The sequence below is a fragment of the Sphingobacterium thalpophilum genome, assembly GCF_901482695.1.
Lineage (GTDB): Bacteria > Bacteroidota > Bacteroidia > Sphingobacteriales > Sphingobacteriaceae > Sphingobacterium > Sphingobacterium thalpophilum.
On the sequence record NZ_LR590484.1, the window covers coordinates 2,589,709 to 2,613,210 of the forward strand.

Consider the following 23,502-nt stretch of genomic DNA (forward strand, 5'->3'; position numbering starts at 1 on the left):
AATATATTTAATATCTCGTTATTATCAAGTGGTCAGCGGATCAAGTTATTCCACGATTTCCTTGGATAGATCCGATTCAACTTGCCAACTAATACCTGATCCCCTTTATGTTGAGTTGCAGGTTTCGTTTGTTGCGCCATACATTTTCCTCAATGCTGTAGCAGATGTCAAAGCTCTGCCCCGAATTGATATGGTCAATATGCTCGGCGAGACCAAAACCTATACACTCGAATGAAGGTGAATCTTCTTGTACCACGGCCATTTTCAAATGATTATTTCCGACCAGAAATGCCTGCCCGACAGCGCTGACCTTTTTGCTTAGGAAAATAGGTGATTCATTTTGCGGGCCGAAGGGCTCAAATTGCTGGAGTATACGGAAAAATTTGCCGTCGATATCTTTGAGCTGAAGCTTGGCATCGATCACAATTTCCTGCGTTAGCATTTCGGGGCTGATACGTCTGGCGACAACCTCTTCGAAACGGTCCTGAAATAAGGTGACGTTTTCCAGTGACATGGTCAGCCCTGCAGCATATTTGTGTCCGCCAAATTGCTCGAGTAAGTCGGCACATTCGCTGAGAGCTTCATAGAGGTCAAATCCAATCACCGAACGGCAGGAACCTGCGATATGACCATTCGTTTCGGTCAGGATAATCGTTGGACGATAATATTTCTCTGTGAGTCTGGAGGCGACAATTCCGATGACCCCCTTGTGCCAGTCCGACTTATATAATACGGTCGACTTCCGGCTTTTCAGAACGACATTTTCCTCAATCAGTGCGAGAGCTTCCTCCGTTATCCTGAGGTCAAAGTCCTTGCGTACATTATTTTGATCGTCGATACTCGAACTGAAATCTTTAGCTTCCTGTAGTGATTTACATATAAGCAGTTTGACTGCATCTTTCGCATGATCGATGCGGCCGGCTGCATTGATCCGTGGGCCGATCTGAAAAACGATGTCATTGACGGTAAATGTTTTTGTCCGGTTGTTGGAAAGGTCGATCAGGGCCTTGAGTCCTACACATGGGTTGGTATTGAGCTTGATAAGCCCAAAGTGGCTCAGAATTCTATTTTCTCCAGTGATGGGGACAATATCCGAAGCGATGCTAACGGCAACCAGATCCAAAAACTGATAGCAGGCTTTGATATCCATGCCATTGGTTAGGATAAATGCCTGAATGATCTTAAACCCGATACCGCAACCCGAAAGCTCCTTATAAGGATAGTCGCAGTCTGCACGTTTCGGATCCAGTACAGCATAGGCGTTGGGAAGCTTTTCTCCCGGAAGGTGGTGGTCGCCAATGATAAAGTCTATGCCCTTGCTGTTGGCGTAATCAATTTTGTCGATGGCCTTGATCCCGCAGTCCAGTGCAATGATCAAGGTAAATCCGTTGGCGGCGGCGTAGTCTATCCCCTGCGTCGATATGCCGTAGCCTTCGGCATAGCGGTCAGGAATGTAAAATTCAAGCTGGCTGTGGAATTCCCGGAAGAAGCTGTAGACAACGGCAACGGCTGTCGTGCCATCAACATCGTAGTCCCCATAAATCAGTATTTTTTCTTTGTTACCGATGGCCCGGATGATTCTGGATATGGCTTTTTCCATATCTTTCATCAAAAAAGGATCGTGCAAGTCGCTCAGTTGTGGCCTAAAAAACTGTTTTGCCTGATCAAAAGTTCCAATGCCCCGGCTGACGAGCAACTCCGCTAACACAGGGTTGATATTTAATTCCTCGCGCAGTTTGTTGGTTATTTTGACATCAGTTTTAGATTTTAGTACCCACCTTTTTTGCATATCTTTGCAGCATATTTTAAGTGTAAATATACGTTTTAAGGCTGGACTTACCTAATTCCTAAACCCGGTATTGACGGCCTCTTTGCTTAACGTGCATATTCCCAATGTTTTAAATATGGTGCAGGCTTATTCTTTGTATGAAGGTTCTTTTTCCGTTGACAAGAGCAAAAAATTTGTCCCCTTTGATCCTGATTTCGATGATCCCGGGGACCGGCCGGGATCCATGTTTATCGATGTGCACCCTTTTTTGCTGAAAACAGATGCGGGTCTCATAATCTGTGATACGGGATTAGGGTATGCCAACGACAATGGTGTACTGAGATTGCATGAAAATATTCGGAAACTCGGTCATGAACCGGGGGATATCAATTATGTGCTCATGTCACACTTGCATAAGGACCATGCTGGTGGTATGGTGACTATAGAGAGCGGCACGCCGCGAATTGCTTTTCCTAAGGCCGAGTATATTGTACAGCGCGGCGAGTGGGAAGATGCTTATTCGGGTATCTCAAACTCGTATCGGACTGAAATATTTGATGTGGTACAACGGAGCGGTAACCTGGTGTTGGTGGAAGGTACCGGAAAGGTAAATGATGTAATTTCATATGCGCACAGCGGCGGCCATACGGCAAACCATCAGGTATTTCACATCCACAGTGACAGCGAGCATTACTTTTTTGGCGGCGACGTATTACCTGAGCCCGAGGAGATCTTTCATAACTATGTAGCAAAATATGATTTTGACGGCCGGCGGTCCAAAGAACTGAGGCAGACCTATTGGGCGGCAGGAGCTCCGGAAAACTGGATCTTTCTGTTTTACCATTCCAAAAGCATTGCGATCGGTCGCAGTCAGGCACGCGAAGACGGTAGTTTTAGACTGATTGATGCGCAGCCATAATCCGGAACCGGAATGTTGGATTAATTTTTACCTCCCTGTAAGCTGTGTATTTTTGCTCTTTTTTTTGTATCTTGGGTTGACCTGCTTTTTTGCCTCCTGCCGTCGTGAGGGGAGGATTCGTTTAAGACTGAATTTTTGGTTAAATTTGTAATTTAATAGGAACGGCAATTGGCTGTTTGAATTGGTATTTATTTAAATAGAAGATTATGTCTATTGTAAGAGAGTCCGATCTGATTGGAATTGGAAAGAAATTTCAAATTGAAACTGATGCCGGTGACAATATGGTTGTTGTGATCCACGATGACGGGCGGCGGGAATTGTATCGCTATGATGACGAAGAGCACGAGTCTCGTTGTGTGATGACGCTCAATGATGATGAATCACGTCAGATAGCAGGTATTATAGGTGGTCTGTCCTATAAACCGAAGGCATTGGAGACCATTGAAGTGGCCTTGGACGATTTGCGTATCGAATGGTACAAAGTCGAAGGCAAATGTGAGGGGGCAGGAAAGACGATCGGCGAACTGGAAGTTCGGCAACGTACCGGAGCTTCCATCATTGCGGCCATACGGGATGATGAGACCATTATCAATCCGGGGCCTGCTTACCTCATCAGTGCAGGTACTACATTGGTCATCGCAGGAAAGAAAAACAACATCAAACTTTTAAAGGAAATTTTACTGTAATCTATGCTATCACACACCTTAATTCTGGAAATTGGAATCGCCGTAGGACTCGTTGCTATTGTTGGATTGATTGCCAACAAGCTCCGATTTTCCGTTATTCCTTTTTTCATAATTATAGGGATGGTGCTAGGGCAGCACGCTCCGCGGATTGGCATGGTGGATCTGACCTTTACCGAAAGCAAACCCTTTATTGATTTTATGGGGCGGCTTGGGGTCTTGTTTTTGTTGTTCTATCTGGGGTTGGAGTTTTCGGTAAACCGGCTGATCAAATCCGGAAAAGCGATTGTGACGGGGGGAACTATCTACGTTCTGCTCAACTTTACTTCGGGGCTATTGATCGGATGGCTGATGGATATGCCTTTTAAGGAGATGATGGTCCTCTGCGGTATTATGACGAGTTCGTCAACCGCGATAGTAGCAAAGGTGCTGACAGACCTCAAACGCACGGCAAACCCCGAAACCGAAGTGATCATGGGGATGATTATGTTTGATGATCTCTTTATTGCCATGCATATTTCTTTCCTGTCGGGGCTGATCTTGACAGGAAGCAGTTCCTTTTGGACGGTTGCAGGTACTTCTTTGCTCGCGCTGGGCTTTATACTGGCGTTTCTTGTTCTGGGCAGGAAGCTAGTCCCTGCGATCGATCGCCTTTTAAAGGAAAAAACGTCGGAACTATTTATATTAATCATTTTCGCCCTGCTTTTTATCGTTGCTGGTTTTTCGGAGACCATCCATGTGGCTGAAGCTATTGGTGCATTGATGGCCGGACTCGTATTGGCTGATTCGCAGTATATTAAAAAGATCGAGGCAATGGTCTTACCCTATAAGGATTTCTTTGGTGCAATGTTTTTCTTCAGTTTTGGGCTTTCCATCGATATCATGTCTCTTGGTGGTGCAGTGCTTTGGGCCTCTATTGCGGCGTTGGTGACCGTGATGGGTAATCTAGCCTCCGGCTATTTCGCCTCAAAGTTCTCAGGCATGAAGCCAAAGACATCCTTTGATATCGGATTCACTTTGTCAGCGCGGGGCGAATTCTCGATTATTATGGCCAATATTGGTAAGGCAGGGGCGTTGCTGCCCGTCATTCAGTCCTTTGTGGTGGTCTATGTGTTGATCCTCTCCATCGTGTCTCCCTTGTTGACCAAGGAGTCGCGTAACCTATGGAAACTGCTCTTTGGCAGCGATCCAAATACAGCCAAACCGTTGAAGAAACTGAGTGATCTGGAAAACAAAATATAGACCAACCCAGTGCGGTCTGCCTATGTGACATAGAAAGGCTATACGTCAGGGAACTCTCAGGGAAAAAGCAGCAGAAGAAAGCAGCTCTTATAAAAAACCCAGCTCAAGCTTTGCCTCTTCGGACATCATATCTTTAGTCCATGGAGGGTCAAACGTCAGTTCTACCAGGGCTTCTTTGACTCCTTCCACCCCCGCAACTTTCTCTTGTACCTCATTCATGATTTCCCCTGCGACAGGACAACCGGGGGCAGTTAGCGTCATCACCACTTTTGCAATGCCGTCTTCTTTGGTGATGATCTCATATACAAGACCAAGGTCCACGATATTGGCCGGCTTTAGTTCAGGGTCGTAGATGGTCTCCAAAACCGCCTGAATTTTGGGCGCCAGACCCAGCTTGTCTAATATAATAATGCTCATCTATTTAATTTTTTGTCATTAATGGCGTCCTCGTAGATCGCCAGCAATTTATTTTTGTTGATCTCTGGTGTAAAATTACTAAAATAATACGCCCGGGCGGTCTTTCTAATCTCATCTTTTTCAGCTGCTGGCTTCGCATTCCATTGTGTAAGGCAGTTGATGATAGAAGTTTTATCATGTGGATCAAAGGTCTGACCGGTGCTGTTTGGAATGACCATCTCAGGCAGTGGGCCCAGATTGGAACACAGCACGGCGGTGCCGGCTGAATAAGCCTCCAACAGCGTGATGGGCATCCCTTCGTAGCAGATGGAAGGCAGGACCAAAGCTTGTGCAGCGGCAACAAGGGACATGATTTCAGTACGCGGCTTGAAACCCAGCAGGCTAATACGCGGATGGTTACCGATGGCGTCCCGAATTTTTCCGGCAAGGGGACCGTCGCCCACGATTTTTAATGTAAAATCAGTGTCTTTGGCTGCTTCGACCAGATTCCATATGCCTTTTTCGTCGGATAGCCTGCCCACATAGATGAAATACTCTCCTTGAGGTACCTCGGGCAGAGGGGGGGGGAATACAAAATTCGGCTTTACAGCAAACTTTTCTGGAGATACGTACAAGCTGGAATTAATAAATATCTCTCTGGCAAAATCTGTCAGGTTGATATAGCGGTTGACCTTGTTCCAGGTGCCGATTCGGCGGTGAAACCAATAGTTGAAAGCCAGTAGAAAGGTCTTCAATGCTGAATTATTAAAGGCTTTCTCACGAATGGCGGTCCAGGGAAATTGTGCTTTTATAGAATCCAGGAAGAGGTGCTGATGGTGGTATAAAGTAGCCGAGGGACAGAGCAGCCTGAAATTATGTAAGGTCATCACCTGAGGTATCCCCAGTTTGGCAACGGTCCGGATAAGTATCGGTCCGGAAGCATAATGCGTGTTGTGAAGATGTACCACATCCGGCTCAAATTCGCGTATCGTCTTTTTTAATTTCCTTGCCGCGAAAATATTCCAGATGGAGCTTAAAGTCTGCAAGGCGCCCTGCCAGCCTTTTTTATTCTGAAAAGTAAGGGTGAGAACATCGTGTTCTGCAGACAGAAGGCTGGTTTCTTCCCGAAAAACGATATCCTCGCCCCCAGGAGACTGGTAGAATGTATGGATGATCAGTATACGCATGTGAATGACTTCATACAAACCTAAATAAATTCACTTGTATATGCAATATTATTGCTTAGGTATAAAAATGGAATACCTCGGTTCTCCTCAGTCAGCAGCGGATTATGTTGCCATTTCTACCCGATTATTGCTATATTCGCAGGATTCGATCGTAAAGATATATGCAACATTTACAACAGCTCGTAATAGAGGCGATAGAGAAAAGTCAATTTCCAGCAACACCAACCAATTTATATGATCCCATACGGTATATATTGACTTTGGGCGGAAAGCGGGTGCGGCCGGTGCTCACCTTGATGGCAGCGGAGTTATTTGGTATGCAACAGATGGAGGAAATCATTCCTGCAGCGAAAGCAGTCGAATTTTTTCATAACTTTTCCTTGATTCACGACGATCTGATGGATAAGGCTCCCTTGCGGCGGGGGAAAACCACCGTTCATGAAAAGTGGGATGCCAATATCGCTATCTTATCTGGCGATGGCCTGTTGGTGAAGGCGTATGAAGAAATATCTAAATGTAATCCGGTCTACCTGCCCGCGACGCTCAAGATTTTAAGTAAAGTTGCCATGGAGGTTTGTGAAGGACAGCAGCTGGATATGGATTACGAAATGCGTGAATCGCTGAGCATGAACGAGTACCTGGAGATGATCCGTCTGAAAACGTCGGTGCTATTGGGCGGAGCTCTACAGCTAGGTGCTATTCTGTCGGGAGCAGATGCGCAACAGCAGCAATTGATATATGACTTTGGCGAAAATGTCGGGCTGGCCTTTCAGCTGCAGGACGATATTCTGGATGCTTATGGCGATCCGGATACCTTTGGGAAAATTGTGGGCGGCGATATAATGATCAATAAGAAAACCTTTTTATTGGTCAAATTGATGGAGGTCATTGCGCCGGCAGACAGACCACATATGGAGCAGCTGTTGCAATCTACAGTCGACACGCGGCCGACCAAAGTTGCAGATATGCTAGCCCTTTACGATAAGTATGAAGTCAGAAAATCAGCAGACGAACTCAAAGATAACTATACCCAGAAGGCCTTTGAAAAAATGGAGGCGCTAGATGTACCAAAGCAGCGGAAGGAAGCGTTATTAGTGTTAGCAAATAGCCTACTGGTACGTCAGCAATAGAGAAATTGTATTAAAATTCTTATTTTGCCAATAAATGGTTATTTTGTAAGAAATTAATTAAATAATTTTAGATTACGTTCAATGGAGCCTTTAAAGATAACGATATTTCAAGCATATTTATTCTGGGAAAATATAGAGAAAAATCTGAATAACCTGGCGTTGCGGCTTTCTTCGCTACGTGAGAAAACTGATTTGATCCTATTGCCTGAGATGTTTAATACCGGCTTCACGAACAACGTTGCGAAATGCGCTGAACCTGCCAATGGGCCGACAACAAAATGGCTGTTCGAAATGGCAAGCTCCCTGAATTGCGTTGTTGCCGGTTCGTTGATTATTGAGGAAGGCGGAAAATATTATAACCGTTTTGTCTGGATGTTTCCGGATGGCAAATATGTGAAGTACGACAAGCGCCATCTCTTTAGTCTGTCCAAGGAAAATGAGTACTTTGAACCCGGTAACGAGCGTATACTGGTGGATATCAAAGGCTGGAATATATGTCCGATGATTTGCTATGACCTGCGTTTTCCGGTATGGTCCAAGAATCAGAACGCTGCTTACGATATCCTGGTGTACACGGCCAGCTGGCCTGATAAACGTTCGGCGCATTGGCGGGCACTTATTCCGGCGCGCGCGATCGAGAACCAAGCTTATGTGATCGGTGTAAACCGTGTCGGCCACGACGGTAATGATATTTATTATTCCGGCGGCTCGATGTGCATTTCTCCACTGGGCGATGTGGTGTACTACAAACCCGAAGATGAGGATCTGTACACCTTTACCCTGAATCCAAATGATCTGTTGGAAGCCCGTGAGAAATTTCCATTTTTGAAAGATTCAGACAGTTTTACCATCGGTTAACTCTTCCTGGAATAGATATAAAGACAAGCATTTATTTTGTTTGTATCTATTTTATTCCTAAATTCAGTCTAATATAGATCATTAATTATGGTTTATTAACATCTATTTATGGCATGTTGATAAAATTTCTTTGGGTAGCTTCATAAAAAGCGTAATTTAGGCTAATTATTAGCCAAAATAAGTTTAGTTTTTATCAGCTTGATTTGGGGCTACTATTTTTTGCAGCTTAAGTTGCGTAAACAACCATAACCATTATTTATTATGTTAGACCAAGATTTAGAATCGCAAGAGTACTTTTATAATTTCCTTACAGGGAAGTATTCCATAGCAGTTATGCGCCGTTTACAGCGTAATCTCAAAGAAGCAGGATTGACTATTACCTCCGAGCAGTGGAGTATCATGTACAATCTCTGGATGGAAGAGGGGCTTACCCAGCAGGAACTTGCCGTCCGGACATTCAGAGACAAACCGAGTGTGACCCGCCTGATCAACAATCTTGAAAGAATGAATCTGGTGATCCGTGTCAACGATAAAAACGATAGACGGTCCAATCTGATCTATCTGACCAAGACGGGCCGCAGAATGAAGGAGGAGGGCATGCGACAGGCCAAAAATACCATTGAGCAGGCGCTGGGAGGCCTGACTGAAGACCAGATCGCTTTATCCCATACGACGCTCCATCGCGTGCTCTTTAACCTGAAATAAGAGAACATGCTACAGCACGCCAAGTACTGGATCGTGCATAAATGATACACCGGCGTAAGATAAAAACATCACGATAAAAACAAATCCCCCAAATGTCAGAGCACTTGGGGGATTTGTTTATGTGTTATAATGGAGCTGTTTAGTCCTCGAAGAGCTTGCTCTCAAAGTCCGTGTGGCTGTTGACCAATTTGCCTTCGGTACCAAAGTAGATCTCCTGAAAACTCAATGTCCGGGTTGCATCTACTTTTCGGAAAAATTTATCTGCAGATACGTCGGCCAGGGTCTTGAACCCACAGGCTTCCATAATCTCCACGGTGGCGCGTAAGGTATTACGGTGGAATTGGGCCACACGTACATATTTGTCGTTGACATCAAGGCCTTTATACAAGTGTGGTTGTTGTGTTGCCACACCGACAGGACAGACGTCCTCATTACATTTTAGCGCCTGGATACAGCCTAGGGCAAACATCATCCCACGGGCACTATAACAAGCATCAGCTCCCAGTGCAATGACTTTTAAGATATCAAAGCCGGTCACAATGCGGCTGGACACGATCAGCTTAATATGTTTTTTCAGACCGAAAGCGATTAGTGTTTTGGTTACGAAAGCTAGGGCATCATAAAGCGGCATTCCCAGGTTATCTGTAAATTCCAATGGTGCGGCACCGGTTCCCCCTTCAGATCCGTCGACCGAGATAAAGTCGGGGAAGATCTGAGTATTCTGCATCGCATGGCAGATATCGATGAATTCATTTTTATCGCCGATACAGATTTTGAATCCGATGGGTTTCCCACCCGATAGTTCACGCATCTGCTGCAGGAAATGCATCATTTCCGTTGGCGTGGAGAACGCACTGTGTGCGGGAGGCGACATGACGTCCGTTCCTGGGATGACGTGCCGGATGGCAGCGACCTCAGGCGTGTTTTTGGCTGCGGGCAAAATACCCCCATGCCCCGGTTTTGCTCCCTGTGAGAGCTTAAGTTCAATCATTTTGACATTCTCGCGGTTGGATTTCTCACGGAAGAGCTCGGGGTCGAATTTGCCCTCCGCATTCCGGCAGCCAAAATATCCTGTACCCACCTGCCAGATTAGGTCACCACCGTTGTTGTGGTAATCACTGATCCCACCTTCGCCGGTATTATGCGCAAAGTTTTGCAAGGCAGCACCTTTATTTAATGCCGTGATAGCCGTCTTGCTCAATGCTCCGTAACTCATGGCCGAGATATTGAATACACTTAAGCTGTAAGGCTTTTTACAGGCCTCGTTGCCTACTACCGTACGCAGGTCATGATTTTCGATATGGCATGGAAAAACCGAGTGTGCGGCCCATTCGTTTCCTACAGCCTGCGGGTCACTCTGCATACCGAAGGCTACCGTCTCACGCTGGTTTTTTGCGCGTTGATACACGATAGAACGCTGTCTTCTGTTAAAGGGGCGCCCGTCCATATCGGATTCCCAGAAATATTGTCTCAGCTCGGGACGGATCGACTCAAAAATAAAACGAAAGTATCCAACCAGCGGATAGTTGCGCAGGATGGCGTGTCTGGTCTGGAAACTATGGTATAATGCGATCAATAATAGGGGGAAGGGTATAATCAACAGCCAAAACCAGCTTGGCGTGAATATAAATCCAAATGATACAATGATTAAATTAATCACAACCATTATTGAAATAATGAGTTTTCTAACTTCCATAGAAAATACGATTGTTTAGTTTTAATTCGCTATTGTTACTGTTCAGCCCAATTGCTTATTTTATTGCTCAATTAGCATTCCAAAAATGCGCTTTCGGACAGAGCAAATGTACTAAAGTTCCTAGAGTAAATGGCTATAATTGGCCCCCTGAGGTAAGTTTTGACAAGTTTATAACTGTTTATGACAAACTATTTTCTTTTAGTAATCTGTTGCGTTAAAAGTTGATAGATTTGCTGTAAATCTGGTTTATTACTAATAAATTTCAAATGTTTTTGTATGGTGTCTTCATCCCCGCGACGGGCGGGGCCTGTCTGAACTGTAAATGGAATGTGATTTTGAACCTTTTCTGCCGTTTCCAGGATGATCGGCCGCACCAGGTCAAACGGTAAACTGTTTTCAGCCAGCAGCTCGTATGCCATTTGGTAAAGAATATTTGTGAAGTTGTTGACTATAACAGCGGATAGATGAATCGCCATTCGCTGCGGCGAATTGCAGAGCAGGCTCTGTGCTGAAAGTTCGCGTGCTAGCCGGAGCAGCAACTGCGCGTTTGTCGTTGTATTCCCTTCTACACAAAGCGGTATTTCGGCAAAATCAACAGATTTGTTTTTCGACAATGACTGGGGCGGGTAAATCACACCATAGTTTGTAAAGCGGTTCAATGCCGCTATGTCGGTAGCCCCCGAGCAATGGACAACGATTCCCTTAATGCCTGATGCCAGCTGGCTGACGAGTGTCGGGATAGCTCCATCACTTACGGCGATGAAGTATAGATCAGCATCAGGCTGTAGCTGCGACAGATCATCCGTCGCAGCAGATTGAAGCGCAAAGGCCAATGCATTCGCATTGGCCTTTGTTTTACTATAAATCTGAACGATCTGATGCCCTCTCTTTTGGAACTGTTGTGCAAAATGCGTTGCGGCATTCCCGCTTCCTAAGATCACAATGTTCATTATTTAGCTAATTTTCGTTTTTGCTCTTTGTTTCTCCTGACAATAGACATGATAAAACCAATGGTCATGACAATCGTTCCGCACCAGAAGAAATTGATATAAGGGAACTTGATGGCCTTAAAGACAACCCATTTCTTTTCCGGCAGCGGCTTTTGATAGACCATGATCTCCAGTTTATCCTGGTCCGGCTTGATGCCTGTAAAGCGAAATTTCAGTCCCTGTTCAGTAACGTCCTTGTTGAAGTCGTAGACACCACCATCTTTGATCAGGTAGATCGGCTGTACCTCATATTGTTTGTTGTCGGCTGCAAAGACCTTGATTTTCAGTCCGACCATAATATCGTTGGGGCCTTTTGGGATTTTTTCCAGATGTGCATCGCGGTTGAGCCCCTCGATGACGTAATATCCGTTTCGGTAACGTAGCGTATCACCGATATTGACCTGATAGGTTGCAGGCTCCTCATAGTCTTCAAAGCCGGTTTTGTCCTCGGCTGCTACCTGCGCATGCTGCGCCTGACTTTCTGCGGCCGCAGCCGTGATCAGGGTATAGATATCGTGCGTGATGTAATGCTTGGTCGCCGGAGTACCGATAAGACCGCCCATTTTTGCGTTGTTCTGAGCAAATGGCTGCAGGATAAATTCTTCTTTGACTTTGCCTGTTTCCTCATCTACCCGCTCGTATTTAATCTTATAATAGGTGTTTGGTGCAACAATGCTGTCGCCGATATACGTGATTTTATATTCACCCATCTGCACGGGCTGACCTTCGGTAAGGAACAGGTTGTCACCTGGTTTTTCCACCTTGTCAAATCCAGATACCGCAATATATCCTGTGTTATTGACGGAAATCACCTCATTGGTAGCTGCCGCTACCATGGCGCCGATCAATAGTAGTCCAAATCCAATGTGGGCCACCGAGGAGCCGGCCAGCTTCCATTTTCCTTTGAAAGCATCCCCAAGGACGCGGATATTAGCCAATATACAGAAGGTGCTCGAAAAGGTGATCAGCATGTAGATCAGGTTGCTGTATGTTTTGGTAATGTAGGTAATTGCCGCAGTCAGCAATAGTGCTATCACCAACGATGCTACTGTCGAAGCCAGAAATTTACGGCTGTCGGTGCGTTTGTATTTTAAAAACTGGGTAAATCCGGTCATGATCATCACGATGACTGCAAAGCCAGACTGCCATTTGTTGTAATGCTGAATAGGTTCCAGCGGTGGCGCTACTTTCGTGCCGAATATCTTGTTGAATACCGGGATGGAGGTGGAGGCGATAATCTGCGCACAGGCCACCGTAAGTACCAAGGCACCAATAAACAGCCAGAACTCTCTAGAGTAGATGTCCTCGTCTTTTTCGGTGATCGGCATTTCCTTCTTTTTTACCGCAAGGAAGACTACCATAATAATCAGGAACACGACATTAAATAGGATAAGCTGTCCGCTCATGCCCAGGTCGGTAAACGAGTGGACAGAAGTCTCTCCGAGGATACCACTGCGTGTGAGGTAAGAAGCATAAATGACCAGGACGAAGCTGATCATCGCCAAGAAGGTGGCCGTGAAATAGGAGTGGCCCGAGTTTTTGTAGGCGATCATGACGTGCACTGCAGCGATCAGTGTAAACCAGGGGATAATGGAAGCATTCTCTACCGGATCCCATGCCCAAAAGCCGCCAAAGTTGAGCGCTTCGTACGCCCAGAAGGAACCCATGATGATGCCTGCACCGAGGATCATCACCGCGAATAGCGCCCATGGCAGCGCTGCATTGATCCATTCTTTATAACGTCTAGTCCATAAGGCTCCCGTTGCATAAGCAAATGGCACAATCATGGACGCAAAGCCCAGAAATAAGGTCGGCGGGTGAATGACCATCCAATAGTTTTGTAGCAGCGGGTTTAAGCCGTTGCCGTCAGTGATTAATGATACGTAATTGGCCTGCTTGAAGATAGGAATGTCCATCGCCTCGCGCAGCAATATAAAGGGCGAACTGCCGATGCGTAGACCGAAGAGTTCGACGCCCACCAGCATGGAGGCTAAGAATGCCTGGCACAGCATGACAAATGTCATGACAGAGGATTCCCAGCTTTTGGCTTTAAAGAGCAGTATGGCACCCAGCACAGTCTGCCAGAACATCCATAACCAGAAACTACCTTCCTGTCCTTCCCAGAAACTGGAAATGATGTAGTAGGTGGGTAACGTCTTGGAGGAGTGTGCCCAGGCGTAATTATATTCAAACAGATGGTTGTAGATGATATAAAATAATGTACCACCAATAGCTACAACAGAGACCGCATTGATCCAAAAACCAATACGGGCGAGCTTTTTCCATGAACTCTCTTCAGGGTGTCTAGTCGCGAAAAAATAACTGATACAGGATAAAATTGCTGCACCGAAAGAAAGTACAATAAAAAACTGTCCGATCTGACCCGGCAGCAGGTGTTCACCAACGTAGTTAACGTCCATTGAAAGATTGATTTTACGAATTAATTATTGAAAGCCGTTGCATTGATCTCGGTGACCACCGATTTATCGTTATATTTAGATGGGCATTTCATCAGTATTTTGCTGGCTCTAAAAACGTTGCCGTCCATTTTACCCGTCAGAACGATCTGCTCCGAACGCTCAATATCCTGAGGTTTGGCTCCCCTGAACACCACTTCACACTCGGTACCCTCGTTGTCATACATAAAAAATGTAAATTTATTGGCGTCCGTCTTTGGATCATAATGAAGCGCCTTCTGCTTGTTGAGCTGGCCCACAACATATAGTTCTGTTTTCTTTTCTTTTGCCTCGGTAAATGTGGAGTATGTACTTGAATCGGTATAGATCACAAGTATCATGGCGATGGCCACAGCAATGATAGCGATTAGAATGATCGAACTTTTTTTCATTCGTTTAAATTATTTATAATGTATCAATTTCTTTATCCGGGTGAACCAATCACAAGACCTGTTCAGCGGCGATATTGTGCCTAAGAGAGCCCGACCGTCCAAACAGGAGAAGATTGGCCCTAACAGACACTTAACCGAATGCAAAATTACGAATAGATTTGCGAAGAAAGGAATAATGCAACTTTTCGGTATTATTTATATTTGTTCTAAATAGATTGGCAGAGTTGAAAAAATATGCGATATTAGAATGCTTTTGAATAATTTCAATGGAGATTTAATATTTTGGTGCTGGCGATATTGCATGAATTTTACAATTGCCTGTTAATATGAATGTTGCTTTGCGGTCTTTACTGCTATGGTATGGAATTGTATTTCCATTTTTTTTTGTTTTTGGGCAGGTAAGATGGCGCAATCAGGAAGTCTCCGTTCAGAACGACAATGACGTTTATTTGTTGATCGGACAGGACCGTTATTACACCAATGGCATCAATGTCAATTACCGGATAGCTTTGCCATCGGCCGGACCGCAGCCGCAGTCTAATACCGTGCTGGACTTTGAGATCGGGCAGCGAATTTACAATGGCATCAGCATCCTCGATTACCGCGGGCAGCCGAAGGACTATGACCGGCCTTTTGCGGGATATTTATATTTAAGTGGTGGCGCAACACGCTTTTTATCTGCTGATCAGCTGATAGAGGGAAAAGTGGAGTTCGGGCAGATCGGACAGCGCTCTTACGGCGAAGAGGCCCAGCGGTTTATCCATCATCTATTTGGTATGTATGAGGCAACAGGCTGGGATACACAGCTTAGCAATGCATTTGGTGTCGATCTGCATGCAAAATATTTGAAAGGGCTTTACCGCAATCGCGCACAGTCCTTTGATCTGGGGGTAAAAACACAGGCCGTGCTTGGGATGAACAATACGAATATTCAGGCCGGACTGCCGGTACGGGTTGGTAAGCTGAAGCCCTATCAGGCTTCCACCTTCACCTATGGTCATCTGACACAGGCCCGGCAGGCCGGAGAGAAGGAATGGTATTTTGTTTACCAGCCCAGCCTTGCGCGGATTTTTTATAATTCGACCATCCGGGGCGGCCTGGGCAAAGATGATCCTGTCGGCAGACTGTATCAGGTGGAACCTTGGATGATCAGCCACAGGGTCGGCTTTCATTGGTCAGACCATAAGATCAATTATGGCATCAGCTATATTTTTAATTCGAAGGAACTGCAAGGGGTTTTTTACCGACACCAATACGGCGAGCTGTTTTTTTCCTACCGTTTCTGAGTCCGTCACTCAGAGCTGGCGGTTTCGTGCGGAGAGAGTTTTTGGCCCGTTAATCTCGCTGTCAGCATAGCGGCGACTGTATCCCCCGTGGCATTCAGCATTGTTGCTAATGGATCGACGAGTGTGGCAATGATCATAATCGAGGGTATCACTTCCGTCGGCATCTGGTATACCGATATGATCAGCATTTCACCGATATAGCCGCCATTCGGGATGCCGCCGGCAACGATGCTGACCAGCAACGTGATGCCCACTGCCATGATCAGATTGGCGGGATTGAAAAAATCCTGCCCGCTGAGCAGCAGCGCCACATAGATCTTAAAGATACAGGAAATTGCCGAGCCATGTTTATGTAAGGTAGTCCCCAGTGGAATTACCACACTGGCGACCGTATCGGGAATGCCGATACTTTTGGCGGCAAGCAGGTTGGCCGGCATGGTTGCCAGGCTGCTGCAGCTGCTCAATGACGTCAGCGAAGGGAGAATATTATTCTTCCAGTAAAGCTTGACGCCCCTGATACCGTAGGCGAAAAAAGCAAATAGGCTGAATACGGTAAAAAAATACAGAAGTCCAAAGATGTAATAGAGCCCAATCGGCTTGGCGTAAAAGCCGAAGAGCTGTGGTCCCAGTGTACCGACCTGGTAGGCAAAATACGCACCGAGGCCGATAGGCGCGAGTCTCATGACCATGACGAGCAGATTGCCCATGACCGCATTTCCCGAATTGATAAACTTTCTGAAAAGATCTCCGGCTGCCGCAGATTGACGTGTTGCGATGCCTACAAGAAAGGAGAATATAACAAATGCCAGCATATTCTGTCGCGACAACAGGCTAGAAAATTCACTCACGGTGAGGAAGCGGACGATCTTTTCTGCCCAGGAATCATCCTTTGCCGTATCGATAATTTCCTTGCTCTGTTCGACCGGCAGATCTGTGCTAAGCGGAAAAAGATAGAGAAAAATAATGCTTGCCAGTCCAGCGATGACAATGCCCACGATAAATACGGCAGCCATCGTACCAATGATGCGGCCCAGAACCCGGTCACCCTCGATATTGGCGACAGATGCTGCTATGGCAAAGAATACCAGTGGTATGACGCTGACAAAGAGTAGGTTGAGAAAGATATCCCCGATTGGCTTAAGACTATCTACTGCATGAGGAAAAAAGATACCGATCACACTGCCAAGACTGATACCAAACAGCAGAAATAAAATACTGCCATAGTTGTGCAGGAAAGTTTTTGCTGCGTATTTCATCTCCCTATTTTTCTTTTCCATGAGCTCGCTTCGGTTCATTAGGTTTGCGATTGTTTAGTCGTTTTGCCTGCTAAAATACTCTTTTTCATTTAATATTTGTGCCTATATACTGCCAATACCGGCACAAACCTGCTATGCGTCCGACTTTCGCATTTTTACAGACTTTCAGAAATACTTACCTTTATACGCTGACTCGGCTGTTCACGTGGCCCGCACTTCTCTGGGCGATGTAAGCCAGATGAGCCAACAGCAAATTAAAAAGAGAATAAGATGGATTTTGTAACGACAGGAGATGGTTCGAAGACCTTATATAATGCGGCGATAGGAGAATGCTATCACTCCAGACATGGCGCAGTGCAGGAGAGCAGACATGTATTTGTGAAGATGGGGCTAGAACATTATGTTCAGCAGACCGTAACAGGGGATATCGCTGTTTTGGAAGTCGGCTTTGGAACAGGGTTAAACTTGCTGCAGACAGGGGAGTATATTCTTGACAAACCCTTACAGGTAGATTATGTTGGTATTGAGGGCTTCCCTTTGCCCTTGGCCACTATTGCGGCAACGGGTTACGATGAAAGTGTGGATTCAGGACTGTGGTCCGCTTATCTTGAGGGGTACGAAAAAGCATTGGAGGGACCTATACAGCTGAATGCGGGATTGCAATTGCATATCGCGCACAGTCTTTTGATGGATTTTCAGTCCGACCGTCAATTTGATGTGGTTTATTTCGATGCTTTCGCGGCTGTTCACCAGCCTGAGATGTGGAACGATGCTGCCTTAGGACATGTGGCACAGTTTGTCCGGCCTGGAGGAGTTTTTGTTACCTATGCCATCACAGGCAACCTTAAACGCAGCATGAAATCGTTGGGTTTTAAGATTGAGAAAGCACCTGGTGCACCGGGAAAGAGAGAAATGCTGCGCGCTACCAGAATTTGATGCTTACTGTCGTCCCCTTTAAGTTATAGCAACTGTTTGATAATCTAAAAAGTATTTCTAATTTAGCCAAGCTAACAAAGGTAACCTATTGATTACTTTTCACTACCTCATGACAGATTCGCAGTTGATAGACAGTTTGAAAGAAGACGGCCAGGCGGGCTTCGTAGCCATCTATCATAGATACTACAAGCAGCTGCTTTTTTTTATTTCCCGCTACGTCAACGATACGGATGCCGCTGAGGAAATTGTGGCCGATGTATTTGTGAAGCTGTGGTCCCGCAGGCTGGATTTCCACTCGATGGACAGCCTGCGCGCATTTCTCTACATCGTTGCCAAGAATGCAAGCCTCAATGTCATCCGGACCAATCGTTCCAGAGGGATCCAGGAACCATTGTCCGCTTATGAAGACATGCTTATGGATGATCAGGATGTCTTCTCCGATATGATTTATGCAGAACTTATTCACGCCATTTTCAACGAAGTGGAGAAACTGCCGGAAAAGCAGCGGGAAGTATTTAATCTCACCTTCATCGAAGATAAAACTGTGGAAGAAATCGCAGAACAGCTCCAGATAAGCCCCGCAGCAGTCTATACCAACCGCTCCCGTGCGATAAGTACCATAAAAGATCTGCTGGGACCAAAAGACGCTTTAACCATATTTGCCTTTTTAACCCTTATTGACAAAAATTAGCATGGAACACTAAGGTTTTCAATCCAAACTTTCGTCATCACTCACGTATAAATCAATATACCTGAAAAGTGATAATATCTCTTATTATCAGTGTTTTTAAAAGTTTTTCAGGTTTTGCTGTAAGATAATCCGGCCGCCTGTGTTTTTATTGTAGAAAAGAACACGAGTAACACCATCATGTACCAAATTGACCATATCATTCAGCTGCTTCATGCATATCTCAAAGGAGAACTTCCTGCTGAACAACATCAGGAGCTTGAGCAGCTATTTAAAAAATATCCGCAGCTGCATACAAAGATAAAGAAACTCGAAGATCCCGGACAGTTACGAAAAGAATTGCAGGCCTATTCGGAGATACAGGAAAAGGAAACCGGAAGGCGGGAAGAACGCATACTGTCCAACATTATACAGCGGATCGGTTACCCGACAAAGGCAAACCCCAGTATTCGACGTAGAAGATATGGCTGGTATGCTGTTGCTGCCTGCCTGATCGGGTTAATAGGGCTGGTATTCTGGAAAATGAATTTGGACAAAACTGCCCCGGCCAATGAGACGGCTAAACTCGCTGCTGCACTGCTCCCCGGAGGCAATAAAGCGACCTTGCAGCTTGCTGATGGTACAGAGCTGGGGCTTGATCAGCAGCAGGGCGGAATTGTTATGGGTGAGAATATTACGTATCAGGACGGGTCATTGGCCTTGGCTGCAGGTGGAGAGGACGGGCGTATGATGACCTTGTCTACACCCAAAGGAGGACAATACCAGATTAAGCTGTCCGATGGAACCAAAGTATGGCTAAATGCGGATACACGTCTCCGCTATCCTAACAAGTTTGTTGCAGAGCGTATAGTGGAGCTGGACGGGGAAGCCTATTTTGAGGTGACTAAAGTAGCTGGAAAGCCGTTTATCGTTGCCACAAAAAAGGAGAAAATAAAGGTCCTGGGTACACACTTTAATGTGTACTCATTCGCGCAGGAACAGGAATCCAAGGTGTCGTTGTTGGAAGGGAAGGTACAGGTCTCTATTCCTGCAGGGAACACAAAAACATTGCATCCGGGAGAACAAACGGTGCTGTCAGGCGAAAACCTGCTGGTGCAGCAGGTACCGGTGGATGAAGCCATTGCCTGGACAAATGATGAGTTTATGTTTAGCGACGAGCCACTGGGAACAGCACTGACACAGGTAGCGCGGTGGTATGATATCGAAATAGAGGTGGACCCGGCATTGGCAGGGATCAAACTCTGGGGCTCGGTATCGCGGCTAGATAATTTTGATAAAGTACTCCATATCATTAAAATGACAGATGATAAAATTAAAATTCAAATAGAAGGGAGGAGGGTTAAATTGATGAAATAAAGAATACTTCGAACATCAATGCTATTTCATCCAATAAGCTGAGGAAGGTGGCACTTCCCCAGCCAAAGTGGTCTGAAATATAATAAAATGTGCTTAACTGTTTATTAAACTAACAAACCAATCAAATGTAATGAAAAAGTATAAATACCTCATTATTATGAAAATGATAATTATACTTCTTTTGTTTACTGTCGGGCAGCTCCATGCCGGAAGTTTTGCCCAGACAGTGAACATCAAAAAGAAGAATAGTTCGATGGCAACCATATTCCGTGAAATAAAAAAGCAGACCGGTTATACAGTCCTGTGCAGATCGGAAATCGTCAAGAATACACCTGCGGTGACGGTCGAATTTAATAATGTACCCTTGGACCGGGCACTCAAAGAGCTGCTTTTGCCATATGGACTGACCTATATTACGGACGGTAGATCTATCGTTGTTAAACCGGGGAAAATAACTCATTTAGGAGCCTCCCCGACAAATGATGCTATTAAAGAGCATTCCAGCTTAATGCAGAAGAATGTTCGCGGTCAGGTGACCGACCAGCAGGGGAAACCGTTGTCGGGAGTCAGCGTCACGGTAAAAGGTACCAAGACTACCGTAGGCACAGACCAGGATGGAAGCTATTCGGTTGTTGCCGGTCGTGGCGAGACCTTGGTGTTCAGTTTTTTAGGGTACGAGCGTAAAGAGATTGAAGTCGATGCAGAAATCCTGAATGTAAGTTTGCAGTTTAGCCAGTCCGATTTGGAGGAAGTGGTCGTCACTGGGTATGGAACATTTAAGAAATCGGACTACACGGGATCGGCGTCAACAATCCGGACGGAACGCATGGCAGATGTTCCGGCGGTCAACTTTTCGACTATGCTTCAAGGAAATGCTCCCGGTGTTCAGGTTAACTCATTATCCGGACAGCCGGGAGGAGAAACAGATATTCGTATCCGTGGGATGGGATCCATCAATGCTTCCAATAAACCACTATTTGTCATCGATGGTGTGCCTGTGATGTCAGGTGATATTTCTTCGAGCAGCTCCAACAATGCTGGTCTGGACGTGATGTCTACCTTAAGCAGTGCAGATATTGAGCAGATTACAGTCATTAAAGATGCTGCAGCGGCATCACTTTACGGTTCACGAGCTGCTGGGGGAGTAATTCTGATCACAACAAAATCAGGCAAAGCAGGCAGGCCTGTTTTCACCGTTAAAGCGGACTACGGTCTTTCGGGGCAGGCAACAGATTTTCGGGAAGTCATGGACGGACCACAAAGGCGTGAGATGCTTCTGGAAGGACTCCGCAATAAAGCTCGATACCTGGACAAGTTAACGGATGAAGCTAAAATTGATGAATATGCACAAGCCAATATCGATAAATACGCTCCGATTCCAGTCGGTGGCTGGGCAGACTGGAAAAAGGCATTGTTTCGTCGGCATTCTCCTTTCCGGAATGCGGATCTATCTGCCTCCGGTGGTGATAGCAAATTATCCTATTATACGTCATTGGGTTATACCAATCAAACAGGCTTATCCTATCAATCAGGGTTCGAACGTCTTACTGGACGATTGAACGTGAAATATAAGATGAACGAGAAAATGGAGCTCGGCGCGAATATTTTATATTCCAATATCGCGCAGGATGTCAATTCCGAAGGTGGAACGTATACCTCACCGATTTATTCAACACGGCATAAGATCACGGCTTCTGAACCTATTTACAACGAAGATGGGTCGTTTTTTCTGGATTTCTTTTCCAACGGGCCACGCAATCCGAAGGCTTCCTCGCTTTACAATTTTAGACGGGAAAAAGCCGATCGCTCATTCAATACCATTTTTGCAAACTACAAATTTATCGAAGGCCTTGTGTTTAATACGACGTTCAGCTTGGATCATACAACGACCCGGTACAATTCATGGTTTGATCCGCGTACCTCGGATGGCGAAAAGACCAATGGTTCCTTAACCACAAGTTTTTCGGATTACAAACAGATGGTATGGCGCAATAGCCTTACCTATACCAAAACGATTGCAGATAGGCATCATCTGGATGTGCTGGGAGGATACGAAGTCAACAGTTACCGTAAAGAAAGTATTGATGGCTCAAAAGATAACTTTCCGACGGTAGACAAGATCGTGTTGTCCAATGGTTCGGTATTGACCGACGTTTCAGGAGCTAATTCAGAATGGCGTTTACTGTCATACCTTTCGCGGGCCAACTATAATTATGATGACCGGTATTTTCTGGGCGCTAGTGTTCGTATGGATGGCAGTTCAAGAATTCACCGCAGCAACCGCTGGGGAACATTCTGGTCATTGTCCGGCGCCTGGAAGTTCACCAACGAAGGATTTATGGGCGGCCTACGTGATGTGGTCAGTGATGGTAAAGTCCGCGTATCTTATGGTACTAATGGTACTTTGCCCAGCAGCTTCTACACCTATATGGATCTTACGGGCTTTGGATATCCATATAAGAACAACCCCGGAATGCGGGAGATACAGCTTGGTAATCCCGGTTTGAAATGGGAGAAACAGAACAATCTGAATATTGGATTAGACCTTCGTTTGTTTGAGCGGGTAGGCCTTACGCTGGAGTGGTATCAGCGTCAGTCTTCGGACTTGCTGAATGATGTGCCGACATCTTACACGACTGGATTTTCATCGTATCTGAGCAATATCGGAACAATCCGCAATTCAGGCATAGAGCTTGATCTGAATGTTGACGTTTTACGAAAAGGACCATTTAAATGGACATCGGCCCTGAATTTTGGAATGAACCGTAACAAGACAATTGCCTTGTCAGATGGTAGTTTCGAACTGCGGGACGGTACGCAGATTCACCGCGTGGGTCAGCCCTGGTATAGTTACTATCTGATTGAGTTTGCTGGGATAAATAAAGAGACTGGTGTACCGCAGTATTACATAAATGATCCTGCCGACCTTGGGTCTAGAGCCATTACCGAGGACTATAATGCGGCCAACCGTATCCTTTACAAGAGTGCAGATCCAAAGCTTGTCGGCGGTTTTACCAATACATTCCGCTATAAGTTTTTGGATTTAAATTTTACATGGACTTATTCACTGGGCGGCTATTCGTATGATAACGGTGCACAGAAAACAGAACTGGGCGGAAAAACCGGATATGACAATATTCCGAAATACTATGAACGTAGATGGCAAAAGCCGGGGGATGAGACTGATATTGAAATGTTCATGGTCGGCAACAAGTATGATATGAGCAGTGTTGCCAACACACGGCGAGTGCATTCTACGGATCACATCCGGCTAAAGAATCTGACTTTTGGTGTTTCTATTCCACAACATATTTCACGCCGTCTCAAAGTAAGCAATATCAGGGCATTTTGTTCAGGCATGAATTTGTTAACCTTTGCTGCTTATAAAAATTATGATCCCGAGGTTCCTGTGAATGGATCAGTCTATTTTGAGTCTCCGAAACTGAAGACAGTAACCTTCGGTTTGGACGTGAAATTTTAATAGCAGATGAAAAAAAATATATACTATGAAGCCTGCCAATTCTATTCAAACAGTGATAATCAGGCAGCTTCGTTACAA

Annotated in this window: 19 protein-coding genes; 11 read left to right on the forward strand and 8 right to left on the reverse strand. The window is 45.5% G+C overall.

The window, feature by feature from the left end; all coding sequences use genetic code 11:
* Positions 1-88 precede the first annotated feature (88 nt).
* Positions 89-1,789, reverse strand: coding sequence for a single-stranded-DNA-specific exonuclease RecJ (gene recJ, locus FGL37_RS10715; RefSeq protein ID WP_028072075.1), 1,701 nt, complete (start codon positions 1,787-1,789; stop codon positions 89-91).
* A 115-nt stretch (positions 1,790-1,904) separates the two neighbouring features.
* Between recJ and FGL37_RS10720 the strand changes: the two genes are divergently transcribed.
* From FGL37_RS10720 to FGL37_RS10730, 3 genes are all read left to right on the forward strand, one after another.
* On the forward strand, positions 1,905-2,687 hold the full coding sequence (locus FGL37_RS10720; protein ID WP_028072076.1) for an MBL fold metallo-hydrolase: 783 nt from the start codon (positions 1,905-1,907) through the stop codon (positions 2,685-2,687).
* Between the two features lie 206 nt (positions 2,688-2,893).
* The gene (locus FGL37_RS10725) at positions 2,894-3,373 is read left to right on the forward strand and encodes a cation:proton antiporter regulatory subunit (protein WP_028072077.1); all 480 of its coding nucleotides are present in this window, start codon (positions 2,894-2,896) and stop codon (positions 3,371-3,373) included.
* A gap of 3 nt (positions 3,374-3,376) precedes the next feature.
* Positions 3,377-4,612 carry a cation:proton antiporter gene (locus FGL37_RS10730; protein ID WP_028072078.1) on the forward strand — a complete coding sequence of 412 codons (1,236 nt, stop codon included), beginning with the start codon at positions 3,377-3,379 and terminating at the stop codon, positions 4,610-4,612.
* A gap of 87 nt (positions 4,613-4,699) precedes the next feature.
* Here FGL37_RS10730 and FGL37_RS10735 read toward each other — a convergent pair whose 3' ends face one another.
* Both FGL37_RS10735 and FGL37_RS10740 read right to left on the reverse strand, forming a co-directional pair.
* Positions 4,700-5,029: a metal-sulfur cluster assembly factor gene (locus FGL37_RS10735; protein ID WP_028072079.1), complete on the reverse strand. Its 330-nt coding sequence runs from the start codon at positions 5,027-5,029 to the stop codon at positions 4,700-4,702.
* Positions 5,026-6,195, reverse strand: coding sequence for a glycosyltransferase family 4 protein (locus FGL37_RS10740; RefSeq protein WP_028072080.1), 1,170 nt, complete (start codon positions 6,193-6,195; stop codon positions 5,026-5,028). The genes FGL37_RS10735 and FGL37_RS10740 overlap by 4 nt, the downstream gene beginning before the upstream one ends.
* Before the next feature lie 161 nt (positions 6,196-6,356).
* On the opposite strand from FGL37_RS10740, the gene FGL37_RS10745 reads away from it, so the two are divergent.
* The 3 genes from FGL37_RS10745 to FGL37_RS10755 all read left to right on the forward strand — a co-directional run bounded on the left by FGL37_RS10745 (position 6,357) and on the right by FGL37_RS10755 (position 8,888).
* A complete protein-coding gene (locus tag FGL37_RS10745) occupies positions 6,357-7,325 on the forward strand; it encodes a polyprenyl synthetase family protein (RefSeq protein ID WP_028072081.1) in 969 nt (322 codons plus the stop codon).
* A gap of 81 nt (positions 7,326-7,406) precedes the next feature.
* Complete coding sequence (locus FGL37_RS10750; protein WP_028072082.1) at positions 7,407-8,183, forward strand: amidohydrolase; 777 nt, start codon at positions 7,407-7,409, stop codon at positions 8,181-8,183.
* A 261-nt stretch (positions 8,184-8,444) separates the two neighbouring features.
* A complete protein-coding gene (locus FGL37_RS10755) occupies positions 8,445-8,888 on the forward strand; it encodes a MarR family winged helix-turn-helix transcriptional regulator (RefSeq protein WP_028072083.1) in 444 nt (147 codons plus the stop codon).
* 139 nt (positions 8,889-9,027) lie between these two features.
* Here FGL37_RS10755 and FGL37_RS10760 read toward each other — a convergent pair whose 3' ends face one another.
* The 4 genes from FGL37_RS10760 to FGL37_RS10775 form a co-directional block, all read right to left on the reverse strand.
* Entirely contained in the window at positions 9,028-10,584 is a 1,557-nt protein-coding gene (locus FGL37_RS10760) for an FMN-binding glutamate synthase family protein (protein ID WP_028072084.1), read from the reverse strand.
* A 188-nt stretch (positions 10,585-10,772) separates the two neighbouring features.
* A complete protein-coding gene (locus FGL37_RS10765; RefSeq protein WP_028072085.1) occupies positions 10,773-11,534 on the reverse strand; it encodes a Rossmann-like and DUF2520 domain-containing protein in 762 nt (253 codons plus the stop codon).
* A complete protein-coding gene (locus FGL37_RS10770; protein WP_028072086.1) occupies positions 11,534-13,993 on the reverse strand; it encodes a heme lyase CcmF/NrfE family subunit in 2,460 nt (819 codons plus the stop codon). Before FGL37_RS10770 ends, FGL37_RS10765 begins: the two co-directional genes overlap by 1 nt.
* A gap of 20 nt (positions 13,994-14,013) precedes the next feature.
* The gene (locus tag FGL37_RS10775; protein ID WP_028072087.1) at positions 14,014-14,421 is read right to left on the reverse strand and encodes a cytochrome c maturation protein CcmE domain-containing protein; all 408 of its coding nucleotides are present in this window, start codon (positions 14,419-14,421) and stop codon (positions 14,014-14,016) included.
* Positions 14,422-14,747: 326 nt separating this feature from the next.
* On the opposite strand from FGL37_RS10775, the gene FGL37_RS10780 reads away from it, so the two are divergent.
* The gene (locus tag FGL37_RS10780) at positions 14,748-15,707 is read left to right on the forward strand and encodes a lipid A deacylase LpxR family protein (RefSeq protein WP_028072088.1); all 960 of its coding nucleotides are present in this window, start codon (positions 14,748-14,750) and stop codon (positions 15,705-15,707) included.
* A 5-nt stretch (positions 15,708-15,712) separates the two neighbouring features.
* Here FGL37_RS10780 and FGL37_RS10785 read toward each other — a convergent pair whose 3' ends face one another.
* Positions 15,713-16,984: a dicarboxylate/amino acid:cation symporter gene (locus FGL37_RS10785; protein ID WP_232048678.1), complete on the reverse strand. Its 1,272-nt coding sequence runs from the start codon at positions 16,982-16,984 to the stop codon at positions 15,713-15,715.
* Positions 16,985-17,233: 249 nt separating this feature from the next.
* On the opposite strand from FGL37_RS10785, the gene mnmC2 reads away from it, so the two are divergent.
* The 4 genes from mnmC2 (at position 17,234) to FGL37_RS10805 (ending at position 23,424) form a co-directional block, all read left to right on the forward strand.
* Positions 17,234-17,899, forward strand: a complete 666-nt coding sequence (gene mnmC2, locus FGL37_RS10790; protein WP_028072090.1) for a tRNA (5-methylaminomethyl-2-thiouridine)(34)-methyltransferase MnmC2 — start codon at positions 17,234-17,236, stop codon at positions 17,897-17,899.
* 109 nt (positions 17,900-18,008) lie between these two features.
* The gene (locus FGL37_RS10795) at positions 18,009-18,590 is read left to right on the forward strand and encodes an RNA polymerase sigma factor (RefSeq protein ID WP_028072091.1); all 582 of its coding nucleotides are present in this window, start codon (positions 18,009-18,011) and stop codon (positions 18,588-18,590) included.
* Between the two features lie 177 nt (positions 18,591-18,767).
* Positions 18,768-19,943 (forward strand): FecR domain-containing protein, encoded by a 1,176-nt coding sequence (locus tag FGL37_RS10800; protein ID WP_051607319.1) that lies wholly within the window; start codon positions 18,768-18,770, stop codon positions 19,941-19,943.
* A 157-nt stretch (positions 19,944-20,100) separates the two neighbouring features.
* On the forward strand, positions 20,101-23,424 hold the full coding sequence (locus FGL37_RS10805) for a TonB-dependent receptor (protein WP_160169548.1): 3,324 nt from the start codon (positions 20,101-20,103) through the stop codon (positions 23,422-23,424).
* Positions 23,425-23,502 lie beyond the last annotated feature (78 nt).

Coding starts and splice junctions, on each gene's coding strand:
- FGL37_RS10795 (WP_028072091.1), top strand. CDS start 18,009: ATGACAGATTCGCAGTTGATAGACAGTTTGAAAGAAGACGGCCAGGCG.
- FGL37_RS10785 (WP_232048678.1), bottom strand. CDS start 16,984: ATGGAAAAGAAAAATAGGGAGATGAAATACGCAGCAAAAACTTTCCTG.
- FGL37_RS10800 (WP_051607319.1), top strand. CDS start 18,768: ATGTACCAAATTGACCATATCATTCAGCTGCTTCATGCATATCTCAAA.
- FGL37_RS10755 (WP_028072083.1), top strand. CDS start 8,445: ATGTTAGACCAAGATTTAGAATCGCAAGAGTACTTTTATAATTTCCTT.
- FGL37_RS10770 (WP_028072086.1), bottom strand. CDS start 13,993: ATGGACGTTAACTACGTTGGTGAACACCTGCTGCCGGGTCAGATCGGA.
- FGL37_RS10725 (WP_028072077.1), top strand. CDS start 2,894: ATGTCTATTGTAAGAGAGTCCGATCTGATTGGAATTGGAAAGAAATTT.
- recJ (WP_028072075.1), bottom strand. CDS start 1,789: ATGCAAAAAAGGTGGGTACTAAAATCTAAAACTGATGTCAAAATAACC.
- FGL37_RS10750 (WP_028072082.1), top strand. CDS start 7,407: ATGGAGCCTTTAAAGATAACGATATTTCAAGCATATTTATTCTGGGAA.
- FGL37_RS10745 (WP_028072081.1), top strand. CDS start 6,357: ATGCAACATTTACAACAGCTCGTAATAGAGGCGATAGAGAAAAGTCAA.
- FGL37_RS10720 (WP_028072076.1), top strand. CDS start 1,905: ATGGTGCAGGCTTATTCTTTGTATGAAGGTTCTTTTTCCGTTGACAAG.
- FGL37_RS10740 (WP_028072080.1), bottom strand. CDS start 6,195: ATGCGTATACTGATCATCCATACATTCTACCAGTCTCCTGGGGGCGAG.
- FGL37_RS10780 (WP_028072088.1), top strand. CDS start 14,748: ATGAATGTTGCTTTGCGGTCTTTACTGCTATGGTATGGAATTGTATTT.
- FGL37_RS10775 (WP_028072087.1), bottom strand. CDS start 14,421: ATGAAAAAAAGTTCGATCATTCTAATCGCTATCATTGCTGTGGCCATC.
- FGL37_RS10765 (WP_028072085.1), bottom strand. CDS start 11,534: ATGAACATTGTGATCTTAGGAAGCGGGAATGCCGCAACGCATTTTGCA.
- FGL37_RS10730 (WP_028072078.1), top strand. CDS start 3,377: ATGCTATCACACACCTTAATTCTGGAAATTGGAATCGCCGTAGGACTC.
- FGL37_RS10805 (WP_160169548.1), top strand. CDS start 20,101: ATGAAAATGATAATTATACTTCTTTTGTTTACTGTCGGGCAGCTCCAT.
- FGL37_RS10735 (WP_028072079.1), bottom strand. CDS start 5,029: ATGAGCATTATTATATTAGACAAGCTGGGTCTGGCGCCCAAAATTCAG.
- mnmC2 (WP_028072090.1), top strand. CDS start 17,234: ATGGATTTTGTAACGACAGGAGATGGTTCGAAGACCTTATATAATGCG.
- FGL37_RS10760 (WP_028072084.1), bottom strand. CDS start 10,584: ATGGAAGTTAGAAAACTCATTATTTCAATAATGGTTGTGATTAATTTA.